Annotated in this window: 25 protein-coding genes; 20 read left to right on the plus strand and 5 right to left on the minus strand. The window is 58.3% G+C overall.

Annotated features, from left to right (window positions below; genetic code table 11):
• Positions 1-33 precede the first annotated feature (33 nt).
• The gene (locus E2L05_RS17150) at positions 34-531 is read right to left on the minus strand and encodes a cytochrome b (RefSeq protein WP_133344056.1); all 498 of its coding nucleotides are present in this window, start codon (positions 529-531) and stop codon (positions 34-36) included.
• Between the two features lie 96 nt (positions 532-627).
• Here E2L05_RS17150 and E2L05_RS17155 point away from each other — a divergent pair, with 96 nt between their 5' ends.
• Complete coding sequence (locus tag E2L05_RS17155) at positions 628-1251, plus strand: TetR/AcrR family transcriptional regulator (RefSeq protein ID WP_133344057.1); 624 nt, start codon at positions 628-630, stop codon at positions 1249-1251.
• Positions 1235-1612 (plus strand): hypothetical protein, encoded by a 378-nt coding sequence (locus E2L05_RS17160; RefSeq protein ID WP_133344058.1) that lies wholly within the window; start codon positions 1235-1237, stop codon positions 1610-1612. Before E2L05_RS17155 ends, E2L05_RS17160 begins: the two co-directional genes overlap by 17 nt.
• On the opposite strand, the gene E2L05_RS17165 is transcribed toward E2L05_RS17160, so the two are convergent.
• Positions 1591-2004 carry an RrF2 family transcriptional regulator gene (locus E2L05_RS17165; RefSeq protein ID WP_133344059.1) on the minus strand — a complete coding sequence of 138 codons (414 nt, stop codon included), beginning with the start codon at positions 2002-2004 and terminating at the stop codon, positions 1591-1593. The genes E2L05_RS17160 and E2L05_RS17165 overlap by 22 nt on opposite strands.
• A gap of 107 nt (positions 2005-2111) precedes the next feature.
• Between E2L05_RS17165 and E2L05_RS17170 the strand changes: the two genes are divergently transcribed.
• The 4 genes from E2L05_RS17170 to E2L05_RS17185 are packed head-to-tail and all read left to right on the plus strand — an operon-like array spanning position 2112 to position 5131.
• Complete coding sequence (locus tag E2L05_RS17170; protein WP_133344060.1) at positions 2112-2597, plus strand: hemerythrin domain-containing protein; 486 nt, start codon at positions 2112-2114, stop codon at positions 2595-2597.
• A 32-nt stretch (positions 2598-2629) separates the two neighbouring features.
• Complete coding sequence (locus E2L05_RS17175) at positions 2630-3271, plus strand: 5-formyltetrahydrofolate cyclo-ligase (protein ID WP_133344061.1); 642 nt, start codon at positions 2630-2632, stop codon at positions 3269-3271.
• Complete coding sequence (locus E2L05_RS17180; RefSeq protein WP_133344062.1) at positions 3268-4473, plus strand: NnrS family protein; 1206 nt, start codon at positions 3268-3270, stop codon at positions 4471-4473. The genes E2L05_RS17175 and E2L05_RS17180 overlap by 4 nt, the downstream gene beginning before the upstream one ends.
• Before the next feature lies 1 nt (position 4474).
• Positions 4475-5131, plus strand: coding sequence for an NnrU family protein (locus tag E2L05_RS17185; protein ID WP_133344063.1), 657 nt, complete (start codon positions 4475-4477; stop codon positions 5129-5131).
• 26 nt (positions 5132-5157) lie between these two features.
• On the opposite strand, the gene E2L05_RS17190 is transcribed toward E2L05_RS17185, so the two are convergent.
• On the minus strand, positions 5158-5469 hold the full coding sequence (locus E2L05_RS17190; RefSeq protein ID WP_133344064.1) for a carboxymuconolactone decarboxylase family protein: 312 nt from the start codon (positions 5467-5469) through the stop codon (positions 5158-5160).
• Positions 5470-5478: 9 nt separating this feature from the next.
• Complete coding sequence (locus E2L05_RS17195; RefSeq protein ID WP_133344065.1) at positions 5479-6174, minus strand: cyclic nucleotide-binding domain-containing protein; 696 nt, start codon at positions 6172-6174, stop codon at positions 5479-5481.
• Positions 6175-6432: 258 nt separating this feature from the next.
• On the opposite strand from E2L05_RS17195, the gene E2L05_RS17200 reads away from it, so the two are divergent.
• The 11 genes from E2L05_RS17200 to E2L05_RS17250 all read left to right on the plus strand — a co-directional run bounded on the left by E2L05_RS17200 (position 6433) and on the right by E2L05_RS17250 (position 19905).
• Positions 6433-7842, plus strand: coding sequence for an MFS transporter (locus E2L05_RS17200; protein ID WP_133344066.1), 1410 nt, complete (start codon positions 6433-6435; stop codon positions 7840-7842).
• 68 nt (positions 7843-7910) lie between these two features.
• Positions 7911-9308: a NarK family nitrate/nitrite MFS transporter gene (locus E2L05_RS17205; protein ID WP_133344067.1), complete on the plus strand. Its 1398-nt coding sequence runs from the start codon at positions 7911-7913 to the stop codon at positions 9306-9308.
• Between the two features lie 62 nt (positions 9309-9370).
• A complete protein-coding gene (locus E2L05_RS17210) occupies positions 9371-13111 on the plus strand; it encodes a nitrate reductase subunit alpha (protein WP_133344068.1) in 3741 nt (1246 codons plus the stop codon).
• Entirely contained in the window at positions 13108-14631 is a 1524-nt protein-coding gene (gene narH / locus E2L05_RS17215) for a nitrate reductase subunit beta (RefSeq protein WP_133344069.1), read from the plus strand. The genes E2L05_RS17210 and narH overlap by 4 nt, the downstream gene beginning before the upstream one ends.
• A gap of 1 nt (position 14632) precedes the next feature.
• On the plus strand, positions 14633-15337 hold the full coding sequence (gene narJ / locus E2L05_RS17220) for a nitrate reductase molybdenum cofactor assembly chaperone (protein WP_133344070.1): 705 nt from the start codon (positions 14633-14635) through the stop codon (positions 15335-15337).
• 11 nt (positions 15338-15348) lie between these two features.
• Positions 15349-16098 (plus strand): respiratory nitrate reductase subunit gamma, encoded by a 750-nt coding sequence (narI, locus tag E2L05_RS17225; RefSeq protein WP_133344071.1) that lies wholly within the window; start codon positions 15349-15351, stop codon positions 16096-16098.
• A gap of 5 nt (positions 16099-16103) precedes the next feature.
• Positions 16104-16901 carry a peptidylprolyl isomerase gene (locus E2L05_RS17230; RefSeq protein WP_133344072.1) on the plus strand — a complete coding sequence of 266 codons (798 nt, stop codon included), beginning with the start codon at positions 16104-16106 and terminating at the stop codon, positions 16899-16901.
• A 16-nt stretch (positions 16902-16917) separates the two neighbouring features.
• Entirely contained in the window at positions 16918-17478 is a 561-nt protein-coding gene (locus E2L05_RS17235; RefSeq protein ID WP_133344073.1) for a hemerythrin domain-containing protein, read from the plus strand.
• Positions 17479-17481: 3 nt separating this feature from the next.
• On the plus strand, positions 17482-18099 hold the full coding sequence (locus E2L05_RS17240; protein WP_133344074.1) for a carbonic anhydrase: 618 nt from the start codon (positions 17482-17484) through the stop codon (positions 18097-18099).
• Entirely contained in the window at positions 18096-19367 is a 1272-nt protein-coding gene (locus tag E2L05_RS17245) for a molybdopterin molybdotransferase MoeA (protein WP_133344075.1), read from the plus strand. The genes E2L05_RS17240 and E2L05_RS17245 overlap by 4 nt, the downstream gene beginning before the upstream one ends.
• Positions 19368-19386: 19 nt before the next feature.
• Positions 19387-19905: a DUF2478 domain-containing protein gene (locus E2L05_RS17250; RefSeq protein WP_133344076.1), complete on the plus strand. Its 519-nt coding sequence runs from the start codon at positions 19387-19389 to the stop codon at positions 19903-19905.
• 63 nt (positions 19906-19968) lie between these two features.
• On the opposite strand, the gene E2L05_RS17255 is transcribed toward E2L05_RS17250, so the two are convergent.
• Positions 19969-20439 (minus strand): transposase, encoded by a 471-nt coding sequence (locus E2L05_RS17255; RefSeq protein ID WP_243722040.1) that lies wholly within the window; start codon positions 20437-20439, stop codon positions 19969-19971.
• Here E2L05_RS17255 and tnpA point away from each other — a divergent pair.
• The 3 genes from tnpA to E2L05_RS17270 all read left to right on the plus strand — a co-directional run.
• A complete protein-coding gene (gene tnpA, locus E2L05_RS17260; protein WP_133344077.1) occupies positions 20380-20799 on the plus strand; it encodes an IS66-like element accessory protein TnpA in 420 nt (139 codons plus the stop codon). The two genes, E2L05_RS17255 and tnpA, sit on opposite strands and share 60 nt — an antisense overlap.
• A complete protein-coding gene (gene tnpB, locus E2L05_RS17265; RefSeq protein ID WP_133343053.1) occupies positions 20796-21149 on the plus strand; it encodes an IS66 family insertion sequence element accessory protein TnpB in 354 nt (117 codons plus the stop codon). Before tnpA ends, tnpB begins: the two co-directional genes overlap by 4 nt.
• A gap of 54 nt (positions 21150-21203) precedes the next feature.
• On the plus strand, positions 21204-21554 hold a 351-nt coding region (locus E2L05_RS17270; RefSeq protein WP_208016273.1), incomplete at its 3' end, for a transposase.

Raw genomic sequence — 21554 nt, forward strand, 5'->3', positions numbered from 1 at the left:
GGCAGGGCGAGGAGAGGGGCGAGTCTCATGGGATCAGCCTTGCGCCCGGCGCATCCGCGCCAGCGTGCCGTCGCGCAGCACGAACTGGTGGTAGAGCGCGCCGACGACATGCAGCGCGATCAGCGCCAGCAGGGCAATCTTCAAAACGTTGTGGCCTTGCGCCGCGGTCTCGACCCCGCCAAACCACGCGACCGAGCCGCTGAGCGGCATCAGGATCATCAGCGCGTATAGGCCGACATGGGTGAGCTTGGCGAGGATGCCCTGCAGTTTGTTGGCCTCGATCGCCGGAGGCACGCCGCGCCGGGCGCGCAGCGTCAGCCGCCACAGCGCGAAGATCAGCACCAGCGCGCCGCCCGCTACATGGGCCAGCACGAGCGGGTCGAACCCAGCTTCGAGCCCGTCGGTGACGCGGTCCCAGGCGTCCGACATCGCGTCCTTGAAAAGGTATTGCTGCGCAATCAGCGCGAAGACGAGCCAGTGCAGCGCGATCTGCGGTCGGGAATAGCCGGTCGGGGCGGTTGTGACGGGCATGGCGGGGGTCCTTTCGGTCTGAGCGCGCGACTCGGGATAGAGGTTGCGGTTGCCAATAGTATATGTTAGTGAGTTATAACTAACAAGAGGTGTTGCATGTCCGGTCGTCAGAGCGCGGAAGAGCGAAAGACACAGATCGTGGCCGAGGTGCTGCGACTGGCCGACGAGATCGGACCGGACCGGCTCAGCACCACAGATGTCGCGCGTGCCGTAGGCCTCAGCCAGCCCGCGATCTTCCGGCATTTTCCGACGAAGGGCGCGCTTTGGCTTGCGGTGGCCGAGGATATCGCGGACCGCTTGCAGGAGTCCTGGGCTGCATCCGAGGCTGAGGCCGCCGCGCCAAAGGCGCGCCTGCGGGGACTCATCGGTGCGCAGTTGTCAGTCATTTCCGCAACGCCCGCCCTGCCGTCGATCCTGTTCTCGCGCGAGTTGCAGGTGGACAATCAAGCCCTGCGCGACGTGTTCCGGGGGCTTCTGGGCGCGTTTCAGAGCCGCCTTGTTGCCGTGATCCGTGATCTTCAGGCCGCCGGCGACATGAAGCGCGACGTTAGCCCGGAGGATGTCGCCATCCTGCTTACATCGCTGGTGCAGGGTGTCGCCATCCGCTGGACGCTCGGCGCGCGGGGCTTTTCGCTCCCTCAAGAGGGGTTGCGATTGTTCGACGTGCAGTTGGTGCTGCTGAACGCTGAGGAGGACGTTCTCGATGAGAAAAAAAGATAAATTGCTTCGCATCACGGGTGGAGTTGCGATTGCCTTCGGCCTTTTGACGGTTGTTTCGGGCGGAACCACGCTGCTTGGTGCGCTCGAGATGGGGGCTGTCGTCCTGTTCGTCTTGTGGTTCAACACACTGGCTGGACTTGCCTATGTCGTCGCGGGCCTGGGCCTGTGGCAGGGGCGGCCATGGGCCTATCCTCTGTCTCTCGCGATCTTCGCCGCAACGCTGTTGGTCTTCGCGGCGTTCGGTTTGCACGTGGCGCAGGGTGGAGCTTTCGAGATGCGCACCGTTTTCGCCATGGCCCTGCGCAGCACGGTATGGGGCGGCATCGCGCTGGTGGCGCGTCAGGTGCTTTCCGGGCGGTAGACGCAATCGGCAAGGGTGCTGCGGTTGAGATCGGCCACGAAGGCCGCCCCGGCATGGGCCAGCCGCGCCTTCAACCGGCAGTGCGGGGTCAGGGTGCAAGTGTTGGTGTCGGAGGCAAAGCACTCCACCAGCGCCTGATCGGCCTCGAGCACCGCCACCACATCGCCCAAACGGATGTCCTTGGGCGCGCGGGCCAGCATCGCGCCGCCCCCGCCGCCGCGCCGGGTCTCCAGAAGACCTGCCGCGGCAAGCGCCGAAATCACCTTTGCCAGATGGTTGCGCGAGATACGGAACTCGGCGGCAAGGTCGGCGGCCGTGAAGGCGCGATCGGGGGTGCCCGCCATGCGCATCAGCACGCGTAGCCCGTAATCTGTGAAGGACGTGAGGCGCATGGTCGCGCTCCTGATTTGGTATTTACAATGCGTATTACTGTGGTCTAATCGGTAAATCAAATGCCAATTCATCTTGTTCCGACGATTCACCACAGAAGGAACGTGCCATGCACGACGATGCCACCGCCGCAGTGCCGCAGGAAACCGGCGCTTTGATCGACCACATCCTGACCAATTATCACGAGATGCACCGGGCGGACCTTGCCTCGCTCGTACCCTTGGCCGAGCGCGTCGAACAGGTTTACGCCGATGATCCAGACGCCCCAAAGGGTCTTGCTCATGCTCTGACTATGCTTGCGCGTGAAATGGAGGATCATATGACCAAGGAAGAAATGATCCTGTTTCCGGCTCTGCGCGCAGGCGGTGGGGCAGGCATCGAACACCCCATTGCGGTCATGCGCGCCGACCATGACGATCACGCCGAATCCATCTCACTGATCCGCAAGCTGACAGCCGATCTGGCGCCGCCAGAGCATGCCTGCGGGTCTTGGCGGTCGCTTTATGGCGGTACGGCGACGCTGCTTGAGGAACTGGCTGCTCACATCGCGCTGGAGAATGATGTACTTTTCCCCCGATTCGAGCCCGCAAGATGAGCGAGGACGGGACATATACCTCGCCGCCTTGCATGGCGGCAGAGGTTGATCCCCTATTTTTTGATCCGCTTGGCGTTGATCCCGGGCAGGCGCGCGATGTGGCGCGCTGGCGCCGGGCGGAACGGGTACGGCTGGCCGGCCTAAGGGAGGGCCTGGGCAAGGCCGGACGGGCGCAGGTTTCGGACAGAATCGCAGGGCATCTGGGGAGGGTACTTGCGACGCGTGGTCTGCGGCGCGGATGCGTCCTGTCCGGCTACTGGCCGATCAAAGGGGAACCCGACCTGCGCCCGACCTTGACCGATCTGCACTGCGCGGGCGTCACCGTCGCCTTGCCAGTGGTCGAGACGCGCGCCGCGCCTCTGGTGTTTCGCAGCTGGACGCCCGAGACCAAACTGGTGCGCGGCGATTGGAAAATCCCGGTTCCCTCCCCTGCAGCCGATAGGCTGGTGCCCGATTTCGTTCTCGCGCCCTGCCTCGGGTGGACCGACGACTGCTATCGGCTGGGCTGGGGTGGGGGCTATTTCGACCGGACGCTGGCCGGGTTGACGCCACGCACCATCGGCATCGCGCTGAGCGCCGCGCGCCTGCCGACGATCTTTCCGCAACCCCATGACATCCCGCTCGACCTGATCCTGACCGAGGACGGCGTCGCGACAACAAGGCCACACAAATGACCACCACAACCGAACAGATGCGCGTCTGGACCGGACCAGGAATCCTGACCTACGGGTTCCGCCCGTTCTTCTTTGGTGCGGCCGTATGGGCCGCGCTGGCGATGGTGTTTTGGGTGCTGATGTTGTCGGGGCACATGGCGCTGCCTACTGCATTTGATCCGGTTTCATGGCATGCGCATGAGTTTCTTTTTGGGTACCTGCCTGCAGTCGTTGCCGGGTTTCTACTAACGGCAGTTCCAAACTGGACCGGCAGGTTGCCAATTGTGGGATGGCCATTGGGTGGACTGTTTGGGTTCTGGGTTATGGGACGCATTGCCATCACTTTTTCAGAAGCTTTATCACCATTCACTGTCGCACTTCTTGATCTTACCATGCCAACGGTTTTGGCAATTGTCATCGCTCGTCAGATTGTGGCCGGAAAGAACTGGCGCAACCTCATTGTGCTTGGGATGCTATTTGCGCTGATGCTGGGAAATGCTGTTTTCCATTGGGAAGCCGCCCAAGGTGACTATGCTGCTCAAGGTTACGGACTGCGGATCGGGCTAGGGGCAGGGATCATGATGATCGCGGTGATCGGTGGACGTATCGTGCCATCGTTCACGCGCAACTGGTTGGTTAAGCAAGGGGCAGAGACACGTCCTGCCTCCCCGATGCAGAGACTTGATAAGATTGCCCTGCTGAGTTTGCTCGCGGCCCTTATTGCCTGGGCCGTCTTACCTGCGTCGTTCATCGCTGCCACTTTGCTTGCAATCGCTGGTGCCTTGCATCTCGCCCGCCTGACCCGCTGGGCAGGTGTGTATACGGGCGCAGAGCCTTTGGTCGCAGTTTTGCATGTCGCCTACTTGCTCGTCCCGCTTGGCGCGCTTGCCATGGCGGCCGAGATCATGTTGCCTGGAATGGCTGGCCTTGGGGCGGCGCAGCATTTTTGGATGGGCGGGGCGATTGGCCTCATGACGCTGGCAGTTATGACGCGCGCAACACTGGGACATACGGGCCAACCCTTGAATGCCGGGGCAGGGACAATCGCAATCTACACATGTGTACTGAGCGCCATGGTGCTTCGGGTTGCTGCGGGTCTTTGGCCCGGCAATGCGCAAGAGTTGTATTGGGCCGCTGGCCTCTCATGGTTCGTGGCGTTTGCAGGATTTGCCGCTCTCTATGGCCCATTGCTGTTGCGCTTGGCCCCTGCAAAGAAGACCTAAGATGGCATGGGCGGAATTCGTCGGGGCGATTGCGGCCTTTTTCCTCAGTCATTCCATCCCGGTACGCCCTCCCATCCGCAGGATGCTTGATCGCTCCCTTGGATCTCGGGGGTTTACGCTCGCCTACTCGGCGCTCTCGCTTGGTGTGCTGGCTTGGCTGATCGGTGCTACGGGGCGCGCACCTTACGTGTCGCTCTGGAGTTGGGCCCCTTGGCAGAACTATGTTGTACTAGCAGTGATGGTTGTGGTCTGCTTGCTGTTAGCCTTTTCCATCGGCAAACCGAACCCGTTTTCATTTGGTGGTGCACGCAACGATAGGTTTGATCCAAATGCTCCCGGAATCGTGCGTTTTTTCCGTCATCCGTTCCTGATAGCATTGTGCATATGGGCTTTTGCACATGTATTGCCGAACGGAGATTTGGCCCATGTGCTTTTGTTTTCTGTATTTGCCGCGTTCGCCGTGGCGGGCCAAACGATCATCGACAGACGCAAGCAGCGGCAGATGGGCTCTGCTTGGTCACATCTGTGGATGCAGGCCCGAGCAGCGCAGATCACCATCTCAGCAAGATCACTTGTTCGGCTCGCGGCCGCTCTGCTGCTTTATCTTATGTTGATCTGGCTCCATCCCCTGCTTTTCGGGGTCAGTCCACTGCCATGATGCACCAGCTGGCGACACTATAGGGACTATCCCTTTTTATCCTCAATCCAAGTTTTCGCCGCAACCGCGCGCGGCAAGCCAAGTGGACCAATTGCAAGCAGGGCCACTTGGTGAATGGCTGCCTCCTCGATTCCTTCGGCGCGCGCGCGCCGACTGTGAGAATGGACTGCTCCTTCAGAGGCAGCTCCAACAGCAAGCGCAAGTTTAACCAGGCGGCGTTCACGGTCGCTTAGAGGGCCAGCTTCGGCGCAGGCCTTTCCAAGTGCCGCATAAGCACTCCACAGGTCAGGATGTTGTTCAGCGAGCTCTCCGGCGGCTCCGGGCAAAGTCTTGGACATTGGTGCTCCTTAGGTCGAGTGATCATCAATAAGTGGGCTGGGTTTGGCAAAACGCATCAATTCCTCGGTGTCTGTGATCTTGATATGATTGCCATCGACGCGTACGCCGTAGGGTTCTAGGCCTTTGAAGGCGCGGCTGAGGTTCTCGGGGGTCATTCCCAAAAACGATGCCAAGCGACGCTTCTCCATAAGCAAGTCAAATGCGCTTGATCCTGTGCGCCCCATTTGGCGCAACAAGTAGTTTGCCAGTCGTTCCAATGACGTCCTAAGCTTGAGATCTTTGGTATTCTTGACGACGGCGCGATAGCATTGGGAAAGTTCGGTCACGATGGCCCTTGCAAACGCACCGTCTTTTTCAAACACCTGACGCACATCCTCTGACGGTAGAAGAATAATCCTGCTTTTTTCCAATGTACGCGCTGACATCAGGTAAGGGGCGTCCTTGATAGTCGCTGCCAAAATGAATGTGCTGACAGGTCGCACAGTCGCCATACTGGTTTCCCTACCGTTCCATGAAGAAAACAGGTCAACGGCACCGGAGACGACAACATGCAGAAAATCCGGTGAGTCACCTTCGGTGATCAGATCAATGCGTGGCGGGAAGTTCTGGACGTAGGACCCTCGCATGAGGGACTCGAAATTGACCTGATCCATATCGGCAAATAGCGCGAGATCGCGCACGTCTTGTCGATACGATTCGGGCATTGTCTGCTTCCACCTCACCTTTGTTCTTTGAAATCATCCTTGGTGGCCACTTGATAATTGTCAAGCCTTCGATTGACAGCCGCTACCGTCTGATTTGACGGATCGCCCAACGAGACATGACCAATTTCTGTAAGCTATTTATTTTGCTGCATAAAAGCCGTCTTTTTGATCTGCATCAACAATCGCAGAACCGAACGACCTCATTTCTATCGCAACCCAGAACAGCAGCAACGGCTGCAAAAAGGCGGAGGGGCCGCGATGGAACTTCAAAACAAGGCCACAGCACTGTGGTCAAATTTCTTCAACGTAAAGATGGTGCAGATCAGGACCTTCCACATGACGTGGTTCGCGTTCTTCTCGTGCTTCTTTGCATGGTTCGGCATTGCGCCGCTAATGAGCGTTGTTCGGGATGAACTCGCACTGACGCCGAACCAGATCGGCTGGGCCATCATCGGATCGGTCTCAATGACTATTTTCGCCCGGCTGTTCATCGGCTGGCTCTGTGACCGCATCGGGCCCAGGAAGTCCTATACTTGGCTGCTGATCATCGGGTCGCTTCCAGTGATGGGCATCGGCTTGTCGTATAGCTTTGAAACTTTCTTGCTGTTCCGTGTTCTGATTGGCGGCATCGGGGCTGCTTTTGTTATCACGCAGTACCATACATCTGTGATGTTTGCGCCCAACGTGGTTGGCCAGGCAAACGCGACTTCGGCGGGCTGGGGTAATCTGGGCGGCGGTGTCACGCAATTTGTCATGCCGCTGTTGTTCTCGGTCATGGTCGTTGGTTTCGGCTTTTCCGAAGCGGTTGGCTGGCGCCTATCTATGGTTGTGGTCGGTGTGATCATCTTTCTGACCGGGATCGCCTATTATTTTCTGACCCAAGACGCGCCTGACGGCAATTTCGACGATCTGCGTGCGCAGGGCAAAATGGAAGAAAAGAAGAAAGTCACTGGCAATTACATGCAGGCACTCAAAGACCCACGGGTCTGGGTGCTGTTCGTAATCTATGGCGCATGTTTCGGTATCGAGCTGACAGTAAACAATGTCGCTGCTCTTTACTTCATGGACTACTTTGATCTGACCCTCGTGACTGCGGGTCTGGTCGCCGCCTCCTTCGGATTGATGAACATCTTCGCGCGGACACTAGGCGGCCTGTTCGGAGATAACTTCGGATCGCTTTGGGGACTGAAGGGCCGTGCCTTCTGGCTCTTTGTCTGTTTATTCTTCGAAGGCTGCGCTTTGATGGTTTTCAGCCAGATGCATGTGCTGTTCCTGGCCCTGCCTGCGTTGATCGTCTTCTCGCTGTTCACGCAGATGGCGGAAGGGGCCACCTATTCCGTGGTGCCCTTCATCAACAAAAAGGCGCTTGGTGCTGTGGCCGGTGTAGTCGGCGCGGGCGGGAACGCGGGTGCTGTGCTCGCAGGGTTTCTCTTCAAGAACGTGATCGACTGGTCTGAGGCCTTTTTCATCCTCGGCATTGTAGTCACCTGTGCTTCATTCCTGGCCTTCTTCGTGAGGTTCTCGACCAGACAGGAAGACGAGGAACGCGCGAACTTCGCTGCAGCCAATATCGAGACACTTAGACAACGCGCGCTCAAGGCCAACGCTGAACTGGAAGAAGGCTTGACCGCAATCGCAAGAAAAAACGGCGGTCAACCAGCCGAATGAAATCGAACCCGGTGGGCCGATGAGCGGCCCGCCACACTCTTAATACGCCACCACGGGAGGACCCCACCATGGCGACCACCGCAACCGCAACTGCCAACAGCGGCTATCTGCTGACTGACTGGCGGCCCGAAGATCCGCAATTCTGGGAAAGCGAGGGCAAACGCATCGCAACCCGAAACCTCTGGATTTCGATCCCCAACCTTCTGCTGGCTTTCTCGGTCTGGATGGTGTGGTCGGTCGTTGTCGCTAAGATGCCCGCAATCGGTTTCGACTTTTCCGTCGGCGAGCGTTTCTGGCTTGCGGCGTTGCCGGGCCTCTCGGGCGCGACACTGCGCATCTTCTACAGTTTCATGGTACCAATCTTCGGGGGCCGTAAGTGGACCGCCATTTCGACAGCTTCTCTGCTGCTACCTGCACTTGGGATCGGCTTTGCGGTACAGAATCCCGACACAAGTTATGTCACTTTTCTGATCCTGGCGCTGATGTGTGGCTTCGGTGGCGGCAACTTCGCTTCCTCAATGGCGAATATCGCCTACTTCTACCCCAAGAAGTCCAAGGGTAACGCACTCGCTTTGAACGCAGGTCTTGGTAACCTTGGCGTGTCGGTCATGCAGTTTCTCGTGCCGGTCGTCATCACAATGGGTGTCTTTGGCGCCATCGGCGGAGAACCGCAGCAACTGTCCGATGGTGGTCAGCTGTTCATTCAGAACGCCGGGTTCATCTGGGTGCCGTTCCTCGCCGTCAGTGCAATCGCCGCATGGTTTGGGATGAACGATATTGCCGATGCGAAGTCGTCCTTCTCAGATCAGTCTGTGATTTTCAGCCGCAAGCACAACTGGATCATGTGTGTTCTCTATACGGGTACATTCGGCAGCTTCATTGGCTATGCCGCTGGCTTCCCACTGTTGATGCGCACACAGTTCCCCGAAGTTGATGTGCTAAAATATGCCTTTCTCGGGCCGCTTGTCGGAGCGTTGAGCCGCGCAGCAACGGGCTGGATTTCCGACAAGTTCGGTGGCGGGCGTGTGACCTTCTGGACATTCCTTGCCATGATTATCGCGGTCTTCGGTGTCTTGCAGTTCCTGCCCTCCGAGGCTTCGCCAGACGGTAATTTCTGGGGCTTCTTCGCCTGCTTCATGGCACTGTTTTTCCTGACTGGTGTCGGCAACGCTTCGACCTTCCAGATGATCCCGTCGATCATGAAACAGGAAGTCCCGCGGCTGATGCCGAACCTCGACGCAGGTGCGCTCCAAAAGCAGACGGAAATGGAAAGCGCGGCGATCATCGCCTTTACCTCGGCAATTGCAGCCTATGGCGCATTCTTCATTCCGAAGCTCTACGGCACCTCGATTGCCATGACAGGTGCTCCGAACGGTGCGTTGTGGGCCTTCCTTGGCTTCTATGCCGTCTGTGCCGTGATTTGCTGGATCTTCTACAGCCGCAAGTCCGCGCCGGTTCCTTGCTGAGCCAGAAATGATCGCGCCGCGCCGCCAAGGTGGCGTGGCCCCCCGCATTTAGGAGAGAAAACATGAGCCATCTGCTCGACAGATTGAACTTCCTTCAGTCCAAGGAACTGGACCAGTTTTCGGACGGCTTTGGGAAAGTGACCACGGAAAACCGCGACTGGGAAGATACCTATCGCAATCGCTGGCGCCACGACAAAGTCGTCCGCTCGACCCACGGGGTAAATTGCACGGGGTCCTGCAGCTGGAAGATCTACGTCAAATCCGGGATCGTTACCTGGGAGACGCAGCAGACCGACTACCCGCGCACCCGCGCCGATCTGCCAAACCACGAACCACGCGGATGCGCACGTGGTGCGAGCTACAGCTGGTATCTCTACTCTGCGAACCGGGTCAAAAACCCTCTCGTGCGCGGTCGGTTGATGAAAATCTGGCGCAAGATGCGCGAGACGATGGAGCCGATCGAGGCCTGGACCAAACTGCAGGCTGATCCGATCCTGCGCGCCTCTTACGTGGAAACACGCGGCAAGGGCGGCTTCGTGCGCGCCACTTGGGACGAGGCGACCGAAATCACGGCGGCCGCAAACGCGTATACGGCCAAGACCTATGGCCCCGACCGCGTCTTTGGCTTCTCGCCGATTCCTGCAATGTCGATGGTCAGTTATGCGGCCGGGTCACGCTATCTCAGTCTGATGGGCGGCGTTTGCATGTCGTTCTATGATTGGTACTGCGACCTGCCGCCTGCCTCGCCCATGACCTGGGGCGAACAGACAGACGTGCCGGAAAGTGCCGACTGGTACAATTCGGGCTATTTGCTGCTTTGGGGCTCCAACGTGCCGCAAACGCGGACACCTGACGCCCATTTCTATACTGAGGCACGCTACAAGGGCACCAAGTCCGCCGTCATTTGCCCCGATTATTCCGAGGCCGCCAAGTTCGGCGACGTCTGGCTGAACGCCAAGCAGGGCACGGATGCTGCCCTGGCGATGGCCTTTGGCCACGTCATCTTGCGTGAATTCCACTTGGACCGTCAGGCCGAATACTTCGAGGATTACACCCGCAAATACTCGGACTTCCCAATGCTGGTGAAGCTGGACGAAAAGGACGGCAAGCTGGTGCCGGGCCGCTTCCTGAGAGCCGACGATCTGGACGGCAAATTGGGTGAAAACAACAACCCGGAATGGAAAACTGTTGCGTTTGATGAGGCCTCCAAAGCCTTTGTCGCACCCAACGGGTCTGTCGGATATCGCTGGGGCGAAGACGGTGAATGGAACCTCGAAGAAAAGGCGAAAGAGGCCGAGACCAAGCTCAAGATGAGCTTCGTTCTGGAAGAAGACCATGACGATGTTCTGGGCGTCGACTTTCCCTACTTTGGTGGCGAGGCGTTCGGCCAGTTTAAGACAGATGCCGATCACCCTGACGTTCTGACCCGCAACATCCCAGTGAAAAAGATCAAAACCGCCGATGGCGAGATTGCGGTCGCGACCGTGTTCGACCTGTTCTGTGCCAACTACGGCTTGGACCGTGGTCTCGGCGGTGACTGGGTCACATCGGACTATGCCAATGACATGCCTGGTACGCCTGCTTGGGCCGAGAAGATCACTGGCGTCCCGGCTGACAAGATCATCCACGTGGCCCGCGGATTTGCTGACAACGCAGAGAAGACGAACGGCAAGTCGATGATCATCATCGGGGCCGCGATGAACCACTGGTTCCACATGGATATGAACTATCGCGGTGTCATCAACATGCTGGTGATGTGTGGCTGTGTTGGGCAATCCGGCGGTGGCTGGGCACACTATGTGGGGCAGGAAAAACTGCGCCCGCAGACCGGCTGGCAACCTCTGGCCTTTGCGCTGGATTGGAACCGTCCTCCGCGGCACATGAACTCGACTTCAGCATGGTATGCGCACACGGATCAGTGGCGCTATGAGACCCTTAAAGCAGACGAGATCCTGTCACCCACAGCGCCCGAGGGCGATTGGGACATTTCCCTGATCGACTACAACATCCGAGCCGAACGCATGGGCTGGTTGCCGTCTGCTCCGCAGCTCAAGACCAACCCGTTCGAAGTAGCCAAGGCGGCCAAGGCGGCGGGCAAGGAAATCCCGGCCTATGTGGCCGAGAACCTGAAGTCCGGCGATCTGGAAATGTCCTGTGAGGACCCGGATAACCCAGCCAACTGGCCGCGCAACTTGTTCGTGTGGCGTTCCAACTTGCTCGGGTCTTCGGGCAAGGGGCACGAATACTTCCTCAAGCACCTGCTTGGCACCGATCATGGTGTGATGGGCAAGGATCTTGGCGAAGACGGCGGACAATTGCCCAAAGAGGCCAGGTGGCATGAAGATGCGCCGCGGGGCAAGCTGGACCTGCTTGTGACCATCGACTTTAGAATGAGCACGACCTGCGTCTATTCCGACATCGTTCTACCAACGGCCAGTTGGTACGAAAAGGACGACATGAACACGTCTGACATGCACCCGTTCATCCACCCGCTGCAAGCGGCGGTCGATCCGGCCTATGAGTCCAAATCCGATTGGGAAATCTTCAAGGCAATCGCCAAGAAATTCCAGCAGATCGCACCGGGCTATCTGGACAAAGAGACAGATATCGTCGCCCTACCGATCCTGCACGACACCCCTGCGGAGATCGCGCAGGACCAGGTGAAGGACTGGAAAAAAGGCGAATGCGACCTGATCCCGGGCAAGACCGCCCCTGCTTTCGTGGCGGTCGAGCGGGACTATACCGCGATCTATGACCGCTTCACGGCGCTTGGCCCGATGCTTGATAAACTCGGCAATGGCGGCAAGGGCATCACCTGGAACACCCAGGACGAGATCGACAACCTGTCGGCTCTCAATGGTGTGCAACTGGACGGCGCGGCAGCGGGACGCCCAAAAATCGAAACGGCCATTGACGCTTGCGAAGTCATCCTGATGCTCGCACCTGAGACGAACGGCAACGTCGCCGTGAAGGCTTGGGAAGCTCTGGAAAAAGCCACGGGGCGCGAACATGCGCATCTGGCTGAAGGCGAACATGGCAACAAAATCCGTTTCCATGACATCGCAGCTCAACCGCGCAAGATCATCTCCAGCCCCACATGGTCGGGCATCGAGTCGGAGAAAGTCAGCTACAACGCGGGCTACACAAACGTCCACGAGCTGATCCCGTGGCGGACCTTGACAGGGCGGCAACAGCTTTATCAGGATCACCTCTGGATGCGCGCATTCGGCGAAGGCTTCATGTCCTACCGCCCGCCCGTTGATCTGAAGACCATTACAGCGGATGTACAGGATGAGGGCGACAACCTCGTTTTGAACTTCATCACGCCGCACCAGAAGTGGGGCATCCACTCCACCTATACCGACAATCTGTTAATGCTCACGCTTAACAGGGGCGGTCCGGTGATCTGGATCAGCGAGAATGACGCCAAGAGCGCCGGGATTGTCGATAACGACTGGGTGGAGCTTTACAACACCAACGGTGCCCTAACGGCGCGCGCGGTTGTCTCGCAGCGGATCAAGGACGGCACAACGTTCATGTATCACGCTCAAGAGAAGATCGTGAACACGCCGGGCTCTGAGAAGACCGGGAACCGCGGGGGTATCCACAACTCGGTAACCCGCGCTGTTCTCAAACCCACACACATGATCGGCGGCTATGCCCAGCAGTCCTACGGCTTCAATTACTACGGCACCGTGGGATCGAACCGGGACGAGTTCGTCGTTGTCCGCAAGATGAAGAAAGTGGACTGGCTCGACAAAGAAAAGAGCTGGGAAGCACCTGCACAGGAGGCAGCAGAATGAGAATCCGCGCACAAATCGGCATGGTGCTGAACCTCGACAAATGCATCGGGTGCCACACATGCTCTGTCACTTGCAAGAACGTCTGGACGAGCCGGGACGGCGTTGAATACGCTTGGTTCAACAATGTCGAAACCAAGCCCGGCACAGGATATCCGACCGACTGGGAAAATCAGGATCGCTGGAAAGGCGGCTGGGAACGCACCAAGGCAGGCAAGCTGCAGCCCAAGCAGGGCAGCAAATGGCGCATCCTGTCCAACATCTTCGCCAACCCGTCCATGCCCGAGATTGACGACTATTACGAGCCGTTCGATTTCGATTATGACCACCTGAAATCAGCCCCGGAAATGGAGGCCTTCCCGACGGCGCGCCCCCGTTCCAAGATCACCGGTGAGCGGATCGAGAAGATCGAGAAAGGTCCGAACTGGGAAGAAATCCTGGGCGGTGAATTCTCCAAGCGCTCGCAGGACTACAACTTCGAGGGAATCCAGAAGGAGATCTACGGGGAATACGAGAATACCTTCATGATGTATCTCCCTCGGCTCTGCGAACACTGCCTGAACCCGGCATGTGCTTCGTCCTGCCCATCGGGCGCGATCTATAAGCGCGAAGAAGACGGCATCGTCCTGATCGACCAGGAAAAATGCCGTGGTTGGCGGATGTGTGTGTCTGGCTGCCCGTACAAGAAGATCTACTACAACTGGGAAAGCGGCAAATCGGAGAAATGCACCCTGTGCTATCCTCGGATCGAGAGCGGCAACCCGACGGTCTGTTCCGAAACCTGTGTCGGACGCATTCGGTATCTGGGCGTCATGCTTTATGACGCTGACAAGATCGAAGACGCTGCGAACATGGAGGACGAACAGGACCTTTATGATGCGCAACTGGGCGTGTTCCTCGACCCCAACGACCCTGTCGTGATCGAGACTGCCCGCGCTGATGGCATACCGGAGGACTGGATCAAGGCCGCGCAGGAAAGCCCGATCTGGAAGATGGCGATGGAGTGGAAGGTCGCCTTCCCGCTGCACCCCGAATACCGGACGCTGCCGATGGTGTGGTACATACCGCCCCTTAGCCCGATCCAGAATGCCGCCGAAGCCGGCGCCATCGGGACGGACGCCGGCATGCCGGACGTCAAGAACCTGCGTATCCCGGTCAAATACCTCGCCAACATGCTGACCGCTGGAGATGAAGAACCTGTTGTCACGGCGCTCGAGCGTATGCTGGCGATGCGATCCTATATGCGCTCCAAGACGATCGAAGGGGTGGTTGACGAAGCCATCGCTGCGCGCGTCGGCCTTTCTGGCCGCGTGATTGAGGACATGTACAAGATCATGGCTCTTGCCGATTACGAAGACCGCTTCGTCATCCCGACAACACACCGTGAACAGGTGGAAGAAGCCTATGACCTGCGTGGCGGCTGTGGATTCACTGACACCAACGGATGTGGCGGTGGCTCAACGAAGGGATCGCTTTTCGGCGGCTCCAAAAAACCCCTCAAGATGCCAACGGAGGCGATGTGATATGGACCGGACCTTAAAAGCACTATCACTCATCCTGAGCTACCCGACGCGTGAGTTGCAGCAGGCGATGCCCGAAATCCGCGCCGTTCTGGCCTCGGACACACGTCTCACAGCAGCAGCCCGTCGGGCGTTGCGCCCGCTGGTGGAGGAGCTGACCGGACGCGACATCTATGACCTCGAAGAGCAGTTCGTCCTGCTTTTCGACAGATCGCGCACCTTGTCGCTCAACCTGTTCGAGCACGTGCACGGAGAAAGCCGGGATCGTGGCGGCGCCATGGTCTCGTTGGTCGAGACGTATCGGGAGGGCGGGTTTGATCCCGTCACCTCGGAACTCCCGGATCACTTGCCTGTTTTGCTGGAATTCCTGTCGACGCGTCCCTTCGCAGAAGCACAGGATACTCTGGCGGATGCAGCCCATATCTTTGAGGCGCTGAACGCCCGGCTTGTCCGGAGGGAAAGCCCTTATGGCGCTGTATTCGCCAGCCTTTTGCAATTGGCCGGGGTGAAAGCCGATCAGGACGCTGTTGCCGAGATGCTCGCGCAGCCTGACGATGATCCGACCGATCTGGACGCTCTCGATGAGGTTTGGGAAGAAAGCGAAGTGCTCTTCGGCCCCGATCCCAATGCTGGATGTCCCCAAGCGCGCGAAATGCTCGCGCAGATGGATCTGCCCGTTAACCCCGCACCGCGACACGCGGCTGAATAGGGAGACAAGACATGTTCTCGAACTTTGATATCAACTTCATCATCTTCGGCATATTGCCCTATGCAGCGCTGACCATCCTCGTTGTGGGATCAATCGCCCGCTATGACCGCGACCAATACACGTGGAAAAGCTCCTCTAGTCAGCTACTAAAGCGCAAACAACTGATCTGGGGCTCGATCCTGTTTCATGTTGGGATCATCACGATCTTTTTTGGGCACCTCGTTGGCCTGTTCACACCGGTCTGGGTGCTTGACGCACTAGGCGTGCCATATTCGCTCAAACAATGGATGGCCGTGATTATTGGCGGCCCTGCGGGTATCGCGGCCTTGATCGGTGCATCCCTGCTTATGCATCGTCGTCTGACTGAGCCACGGATCCGTGCAACGTCCAGCCGGATGGATATCACCATCATGGCATTGATCTGGTTGCAACTGGCCATTGGCCTGCTGACAATCACGCAGACCCTGCAACACATGGACGGCTCCGAGATGGTGCGTTTCATGAACTGGTCGCAGAGCATCGTTACCTGGAACATCAATGCATGGGTCACAGTGGTAGACGTGCATTGGCTCTACAAGTTGCACATCTTCCTTGGCTTGATCATCACGGCGCTCTTCCCCTTCTCGCGGTTGGTTCATATGGTTTCGGGCTTTGCAGCACCGTTCCGGTACCTTTTGCGGCCGGGCTATCAGATTGTGCGCTCGCGCCGTCAGAAAGCGTTGCCAAAGCGTGCCGATACCAAAGCGACACCGGCGGAGTAAAGCAAATGAACGCAGCACTCTTTCCTGATCTGGTCGTCAACGGCGAGCTTGTTCCCCACGCCCTGATTGCTGCGGAGACGCAGAACCAGGACGCGCCGAAAGGCAAACCTGGTATTGCTTGGCGCAAGGCGGTCAATGCCGTGGCGATCCGCACCTTGTTGTTGCAAGAAGCGCGGTCCCGCAGCGTCGAGGCAAAACCCAATGAGGTCGGCCCAGGGCGGTTTGAAACTGATGAGGAGGCCCTGATCAGGGGCCTCCTAGAGGAGGCGATCGATGTTGTTCCCCCAACCGAGGAGGATATCGCATCCGAATGGAAAAAAGATCCGACGCGCTTTCGAACACCGCCGCTTTGGGAAGTGTCCCATATCCTGTGCGCCTGCGATCCGCGGGACGAAGCAGCAAGCGCCAAAGCGCTCGCCCGAGCCAAGGAGCTGCTTGCCTTGGTGCTGGGTGAACCAAAGAGCTTCGCGGCACTGGCCGCGCGCGAGAGCGATTGCGGGTCCAAGACCTCAGGCGGGACGCTCGGCCAACTTGGCCCGAACGACACCGTTCCTGAGTTCGAGGCTGCCCTACGTCACCTTGCTGAAGGCGAGATTTCGACAGAGCCGGTTCTGACCCGCCATGGCTATCATATCATCCGAATGGATGCGGTTGCGTTGGGGCAAGTCCTGCCATTCGAAGCCGTTCGCGGGAAAATTTCTGAAGCAATGGAGAAAGCAGCTTGGGCGCGGCAGTCCCATACCTTCATCACTCAATTGGTCGAAGCCTCAGATATCGAGGGGGCAGACCTGAGCATGGTCTAACTGGGAGGAGAGGACGATGGGAAAAGATCCTGAACGACTCTTGAAAACGGCAAGAAGTGAGGCTGCGGATGTTTCCAACTTGGACAATCCACTAGACTTCATCGCCGAAGATCATATGCGCGAACGGGAGGTCTGCGCAGTGATCGATCGGATTGTCGCCTCTGCATCCATGGAACGCGCGGAGATCGACCAAGTCCTCACCTTTCTGGAAGCGCAACTGCCGCAACATCTGGCTGATGAAGAAATTGATCTATTTCCGATGATGCTGAAACGCTGCGAGCCGGAAGATGAAATCGACAAGGTGATCGACAAGCTTCAATCTGATCATGGCCATGCCATCGCCGACGCGCCGGCGATTGTCGCGATCATCAGAGGTTTCGATAAACCTAGCTCGCGGCCCTCCCAATCGGATTGCGAGCAAATGAAGGATTTCGCCCATCATGCCCGCCGCCACTTAATTCTCGAAAACGCGGTCATCCTTCCTATCGCCCGGGCGAGACTGACCGACGAGGATCTGAACACAATGAGAAGGCACATGCTGGAGCGCCGTAGTCTAACGCCCACGCTCGGAGAATGAGACATGCTGAATGACCTTCTTGACCGTAACGTGAAATGGTCTGAACAGAAAAACACAGAAGAACCCGGTTATTTTGCACGTCTGGCAACACGGCAATCGCCTGAATTCTTCTGGATCGGCTGTTCTGACAGCCGAGTGCCTGCCAATGTCGTCGCAGGCCTCGATCCAGGCGAGGTGTTTGTGCACCGCAACGTGGCAAATATTATCCATTCGTCGGATATGAATATGCTTTCGGCGCTGGAGTTTGCCGTAGATGCGCTCAAGATCCGCGAGATCATCGTATGCGGTCACTACGGGTGCGGCGGGGTCAAGGCGGCGACCGAAGACCTGCCCCACGGCTTGGCGGACCACTGGCTTGAACCGATCCGGCGTCTTGCCCGAGCCTATGCCGTCGATTTGGCACAACAGGGCGATGATGAGGCACGAAGAGACAAGCTCGCGGAACTGAATGTTGTGGAGGGCGTCCGCCGGGTAGCTGAGACGCCCATTCTTCAACGGGCCTGGCGGGAACGCGGCAGCATCCGTGTCCATGGGCTGATCTATGGCCTGAAGGACGGGCGGCTTCGCGATCTGGACTGCACGGTTGGGCCGGGCCATTTTCAGGCGGAGGCCGCGCTATGACAGTTATCCAAAAGATCGAGAACAACGGTTGTGGGTGCGATGATCTTGCGCGTCTGGGTTCATTGATCAGCATTGATGAAGGGTTGGCCCAGATTGCACGCCTGACACAGGCCGTTCGTGAAACCGAACTTGTTCCTTTGTCACAAGCCGTCGGGCGGGTGCTTGCGAAACCGGTGCGGTCGCTTGGAATGGTACCACCTTTTGATAATGCCGCAATGGACGGGTACGCTATCAATACGGGCGACCTATCTGGTGAAGGGCCGTGGGAATTGTCAGTCGCAGGGCGCGTCGCAGCAGGGCATGTCCCGAGCAACACGCTCAAGCGCGGGGGTGCGATACAGATCTTTACAGGCGCGCCTCTTCCAGACGGTGCAAACGCTGTCGTGATGCAGGAGCAGGTTTTGTGCACTGGCACCCATGTCCGTTTGCACGATGCCGTCAAACGGGGCGCTCATGTTCGCCGCGCCGGCGAAGACATGGCGAGGGGAAAGACGATCGCTCCAGCGGGACGCCTCCTCACTCCGCGAGACATCGCGGCCTGCGCGGCCGCCGGACACGCCGAGGTGTGCGTCACACGGCGCGTCCGCGTCGCCCTCGTGGTCACCGGGGATGAGGTCGCCCAGCAAGGTGAGGCGAGGGGCGCCGCTGCGATATGGGATGTGAATACGCCGATGCTCTGCGCCGCGCTGGCGACGCCTGACATTGAGCTGTGCAGCGTCCAATTTGCATTCGACACGCTCCCCGCGCTGCGCGCACAACTGGACGCTCTGTCGCAACAGGTGGACCTGATCGTTACGACTGGTGGTATATCGGTCGGCGAAGAAGACCATGTGAAGCCAGCCTTGGCTGAGCTTTCCGCCAAAATTGCCTTTAGCGGCGTCGCGTTAAAGCCAGGCAAGCCAGTGTCGTTTGGACATGTTGGGCGAGCGGTCTGGCTTGGACTGCCCGGTAATCCACTGTCTGCTTTCGTGACGTGGCAAATCTTCGGTTCAGCCCTTTGCAGGTTCCTCAGCGGACAAGCGCAAAGGCCCGTCCGCCGACGACATGTGGTATTGCAACATACGCTTCATCATAAACCGGGCCGATGTGAGCTACGGCTGGCGCGCCTGACGGGCTTTGATAGCGCGGGACGAGAAATCGCTGAATTCGCGGAGGCAACTCATTCGGGTAGGGTGTCACTGCTTCCTGAAATGGACGGCTTGCTTTTCATTCCTGCCGACACCGAGGAATTGCCCTGTGGTGCATTGGTGGAATTTCACCCTTTTTGAAGGACGAGGACAACAAGATATGAAGATCGCTTACACAATGGCTCTAGGCAGGGGAGATACCGACCTTCTGCTTTCACGGCTGGCCGATACGCTCGCTTCGCAAGGCTACACAACCTGCGGCACAGTTCAGATCAATACGGATCGCGCAAATGGCCCGTGCGACATGGATGTGCAGGTCTTGCCAGACGGTCCGGTTCTGCGTATTTCACAAGATCTTGGATTGGGCTCTAAGGGATGCAGGCTGGACCCCGCTGCGTTGGAGACCGCTGTCGGCCTGGCGGAGGCGCGACTTGATCCAAATGTGGACCTCTTGATCATCAACAAGTTCGGCAAGCATGAAGCCGATGGTCGCGGCTTCAGAACCATCATTGCCACAGCGCTGGAGCTTGAAATTCCAGTTCTCGTGGGGGTCAACGCTCTCAATCTGGCAGCGTTCAAAGAATTTGCAGGCCCTGACGCTGTTCATCTGGTTCCATCTGATGAGCCAATTCTTGAGTGGCTGGCGATGGCATTGCAACCAGAACAGGATGTGGCTTGAGTGATACTAGCGCCAACACATTGCATATCTCAATTGTCGCGTAGCCCTTAATTGGGTTCTGCCTCAATTTGTGTGGCGCAGTGGCAGCATTCGGGCTCTGAGGAGTTCTGGTCCGGCGCGACCGTACATGGCGCGCTTGAGGGTCTTCAGGCGATTGACTTGGCCCTCAGCCTGACCGTTGCTCCACGGAAGTTCGATGGCATTGCGCACGGCCTCGATGTCGCGGTGCAGCGTGCGGGCAAAGCGCATGATTGGTGGGATGCCAGTCTCAATGGCCAGGTCGATCCATGCGTCCAGCGGGGCGGACTGGTCGCCGCGCAAAATGCCCTGAAACCGCATGGCAAGGCTCCGCATCGTGGCAAAGCTTGGCGATCCGGCCTTCAATGCATCGTAAGCGTGTTCTGACACCCACCTTTCAGGTTTTGCCCTGAGTTGCGATCTCCTGCCTGATGGAAATCGGGATGGAGTTTCGCGATGGCGACTACGGATGAGTTTCTCCGTGACTATGGGGTAGATATCCGCACGAATGGTCAACGGCGCTGGCCGGATGAGATGAAAGCGCGGATTGTGGCGGAGACGCTGGAGCCGGGTGCTACGGTAAATGAAGTTGCGCGCCGATACGGGTTGCGGGCCAATCACCTGTCAGAGTGGCGTGGTCGCGCGCGGCGCGGTGAGTTGGTTCTTCCTGCGGTTCCGGAAGACGACGGCCTGTGCTTCGCTCCAGTCATCGTGTCGAGTCCGCGGGTGCCAAGTTCACAGGAAGACCTCCCTATCCAGTCGGTCTCGTCAAAACCGATCGAGATTGTCACTGGGGCTGTCACGATCCGCCTGGACGCGGGTATTGGCACGGATCGGCTTGTGGAGATCGTGCGCGCCTTGGGAACGCGCGCATGATCTTTCCGTCCAACCGCGTGCGGGTGCTGGTCGCGACGCAGCCTGTCGATTTCCGAAAGGGTCACGATGGCCTATGCGCACTGGTGGCGTCCACGCTGCGCAAGGACCCTTATACTGGGACAGTGTTTGTGTTTCGCGCGCGGCGCGCGGATCGATTGAAGCTGTTGTATTGGGATGGTTCAGGTCTCGTGATGGCATACAAGCGCTTGGAGGATACGACCTTCACATGGCCTGCGATCAAGGATGGGATCATGGCGCTGAACCATGCCCAGTTTGAGGCACTATTTTCCGGACTGGACTGGCGCAAGGTCAAGCCGGTTGAGCCACGCCCGCCGAGCACCCCGGAATAGATTAAGGCACTGTTTTTGCTTTTATTTCGTCATGATTCCCAATAAAAACAGGGCATGTCGAACACCCCTGCAATCAACCTTTCCACACTCCCTGCCGATCAGCGCGCAGCCGTGGAAGCGTTGATGCAGGAGGTCAGCGCGCTTAAGGAAATCACCACGCGCCAGGAGCATCTGATCGCTGAGTTGAACCATGCCCTGCATGGGAAACGATCAGAGAAGCTGACCGAAGACGAGCGTCAGCTGGCCTTTGAAGATTTGACCATCGCGGTTGAGGAGGTGGAGGCAGAGAAAGAAGCACGTGCGGCATCCAAAGGGGAAGGACCGCGTAAAAAGCCTGCTCCACGGCGCAATATCGGGAACCTGCCCGCATCCTTGCCGCGCATCGAGACTGTTATCGAGCCGGAC

It is taken from the genome of Meridianimarinicoccus aquatilis, assembly GCF_004358675.1.
Lineage (GTDB): Bacteria > Pseudomonadota > Alphaproteobacteria > Rhodobacterales > Rhodobacteraceae > Meridianimarinicoccus > Meridianimarinicoccus aquatilis.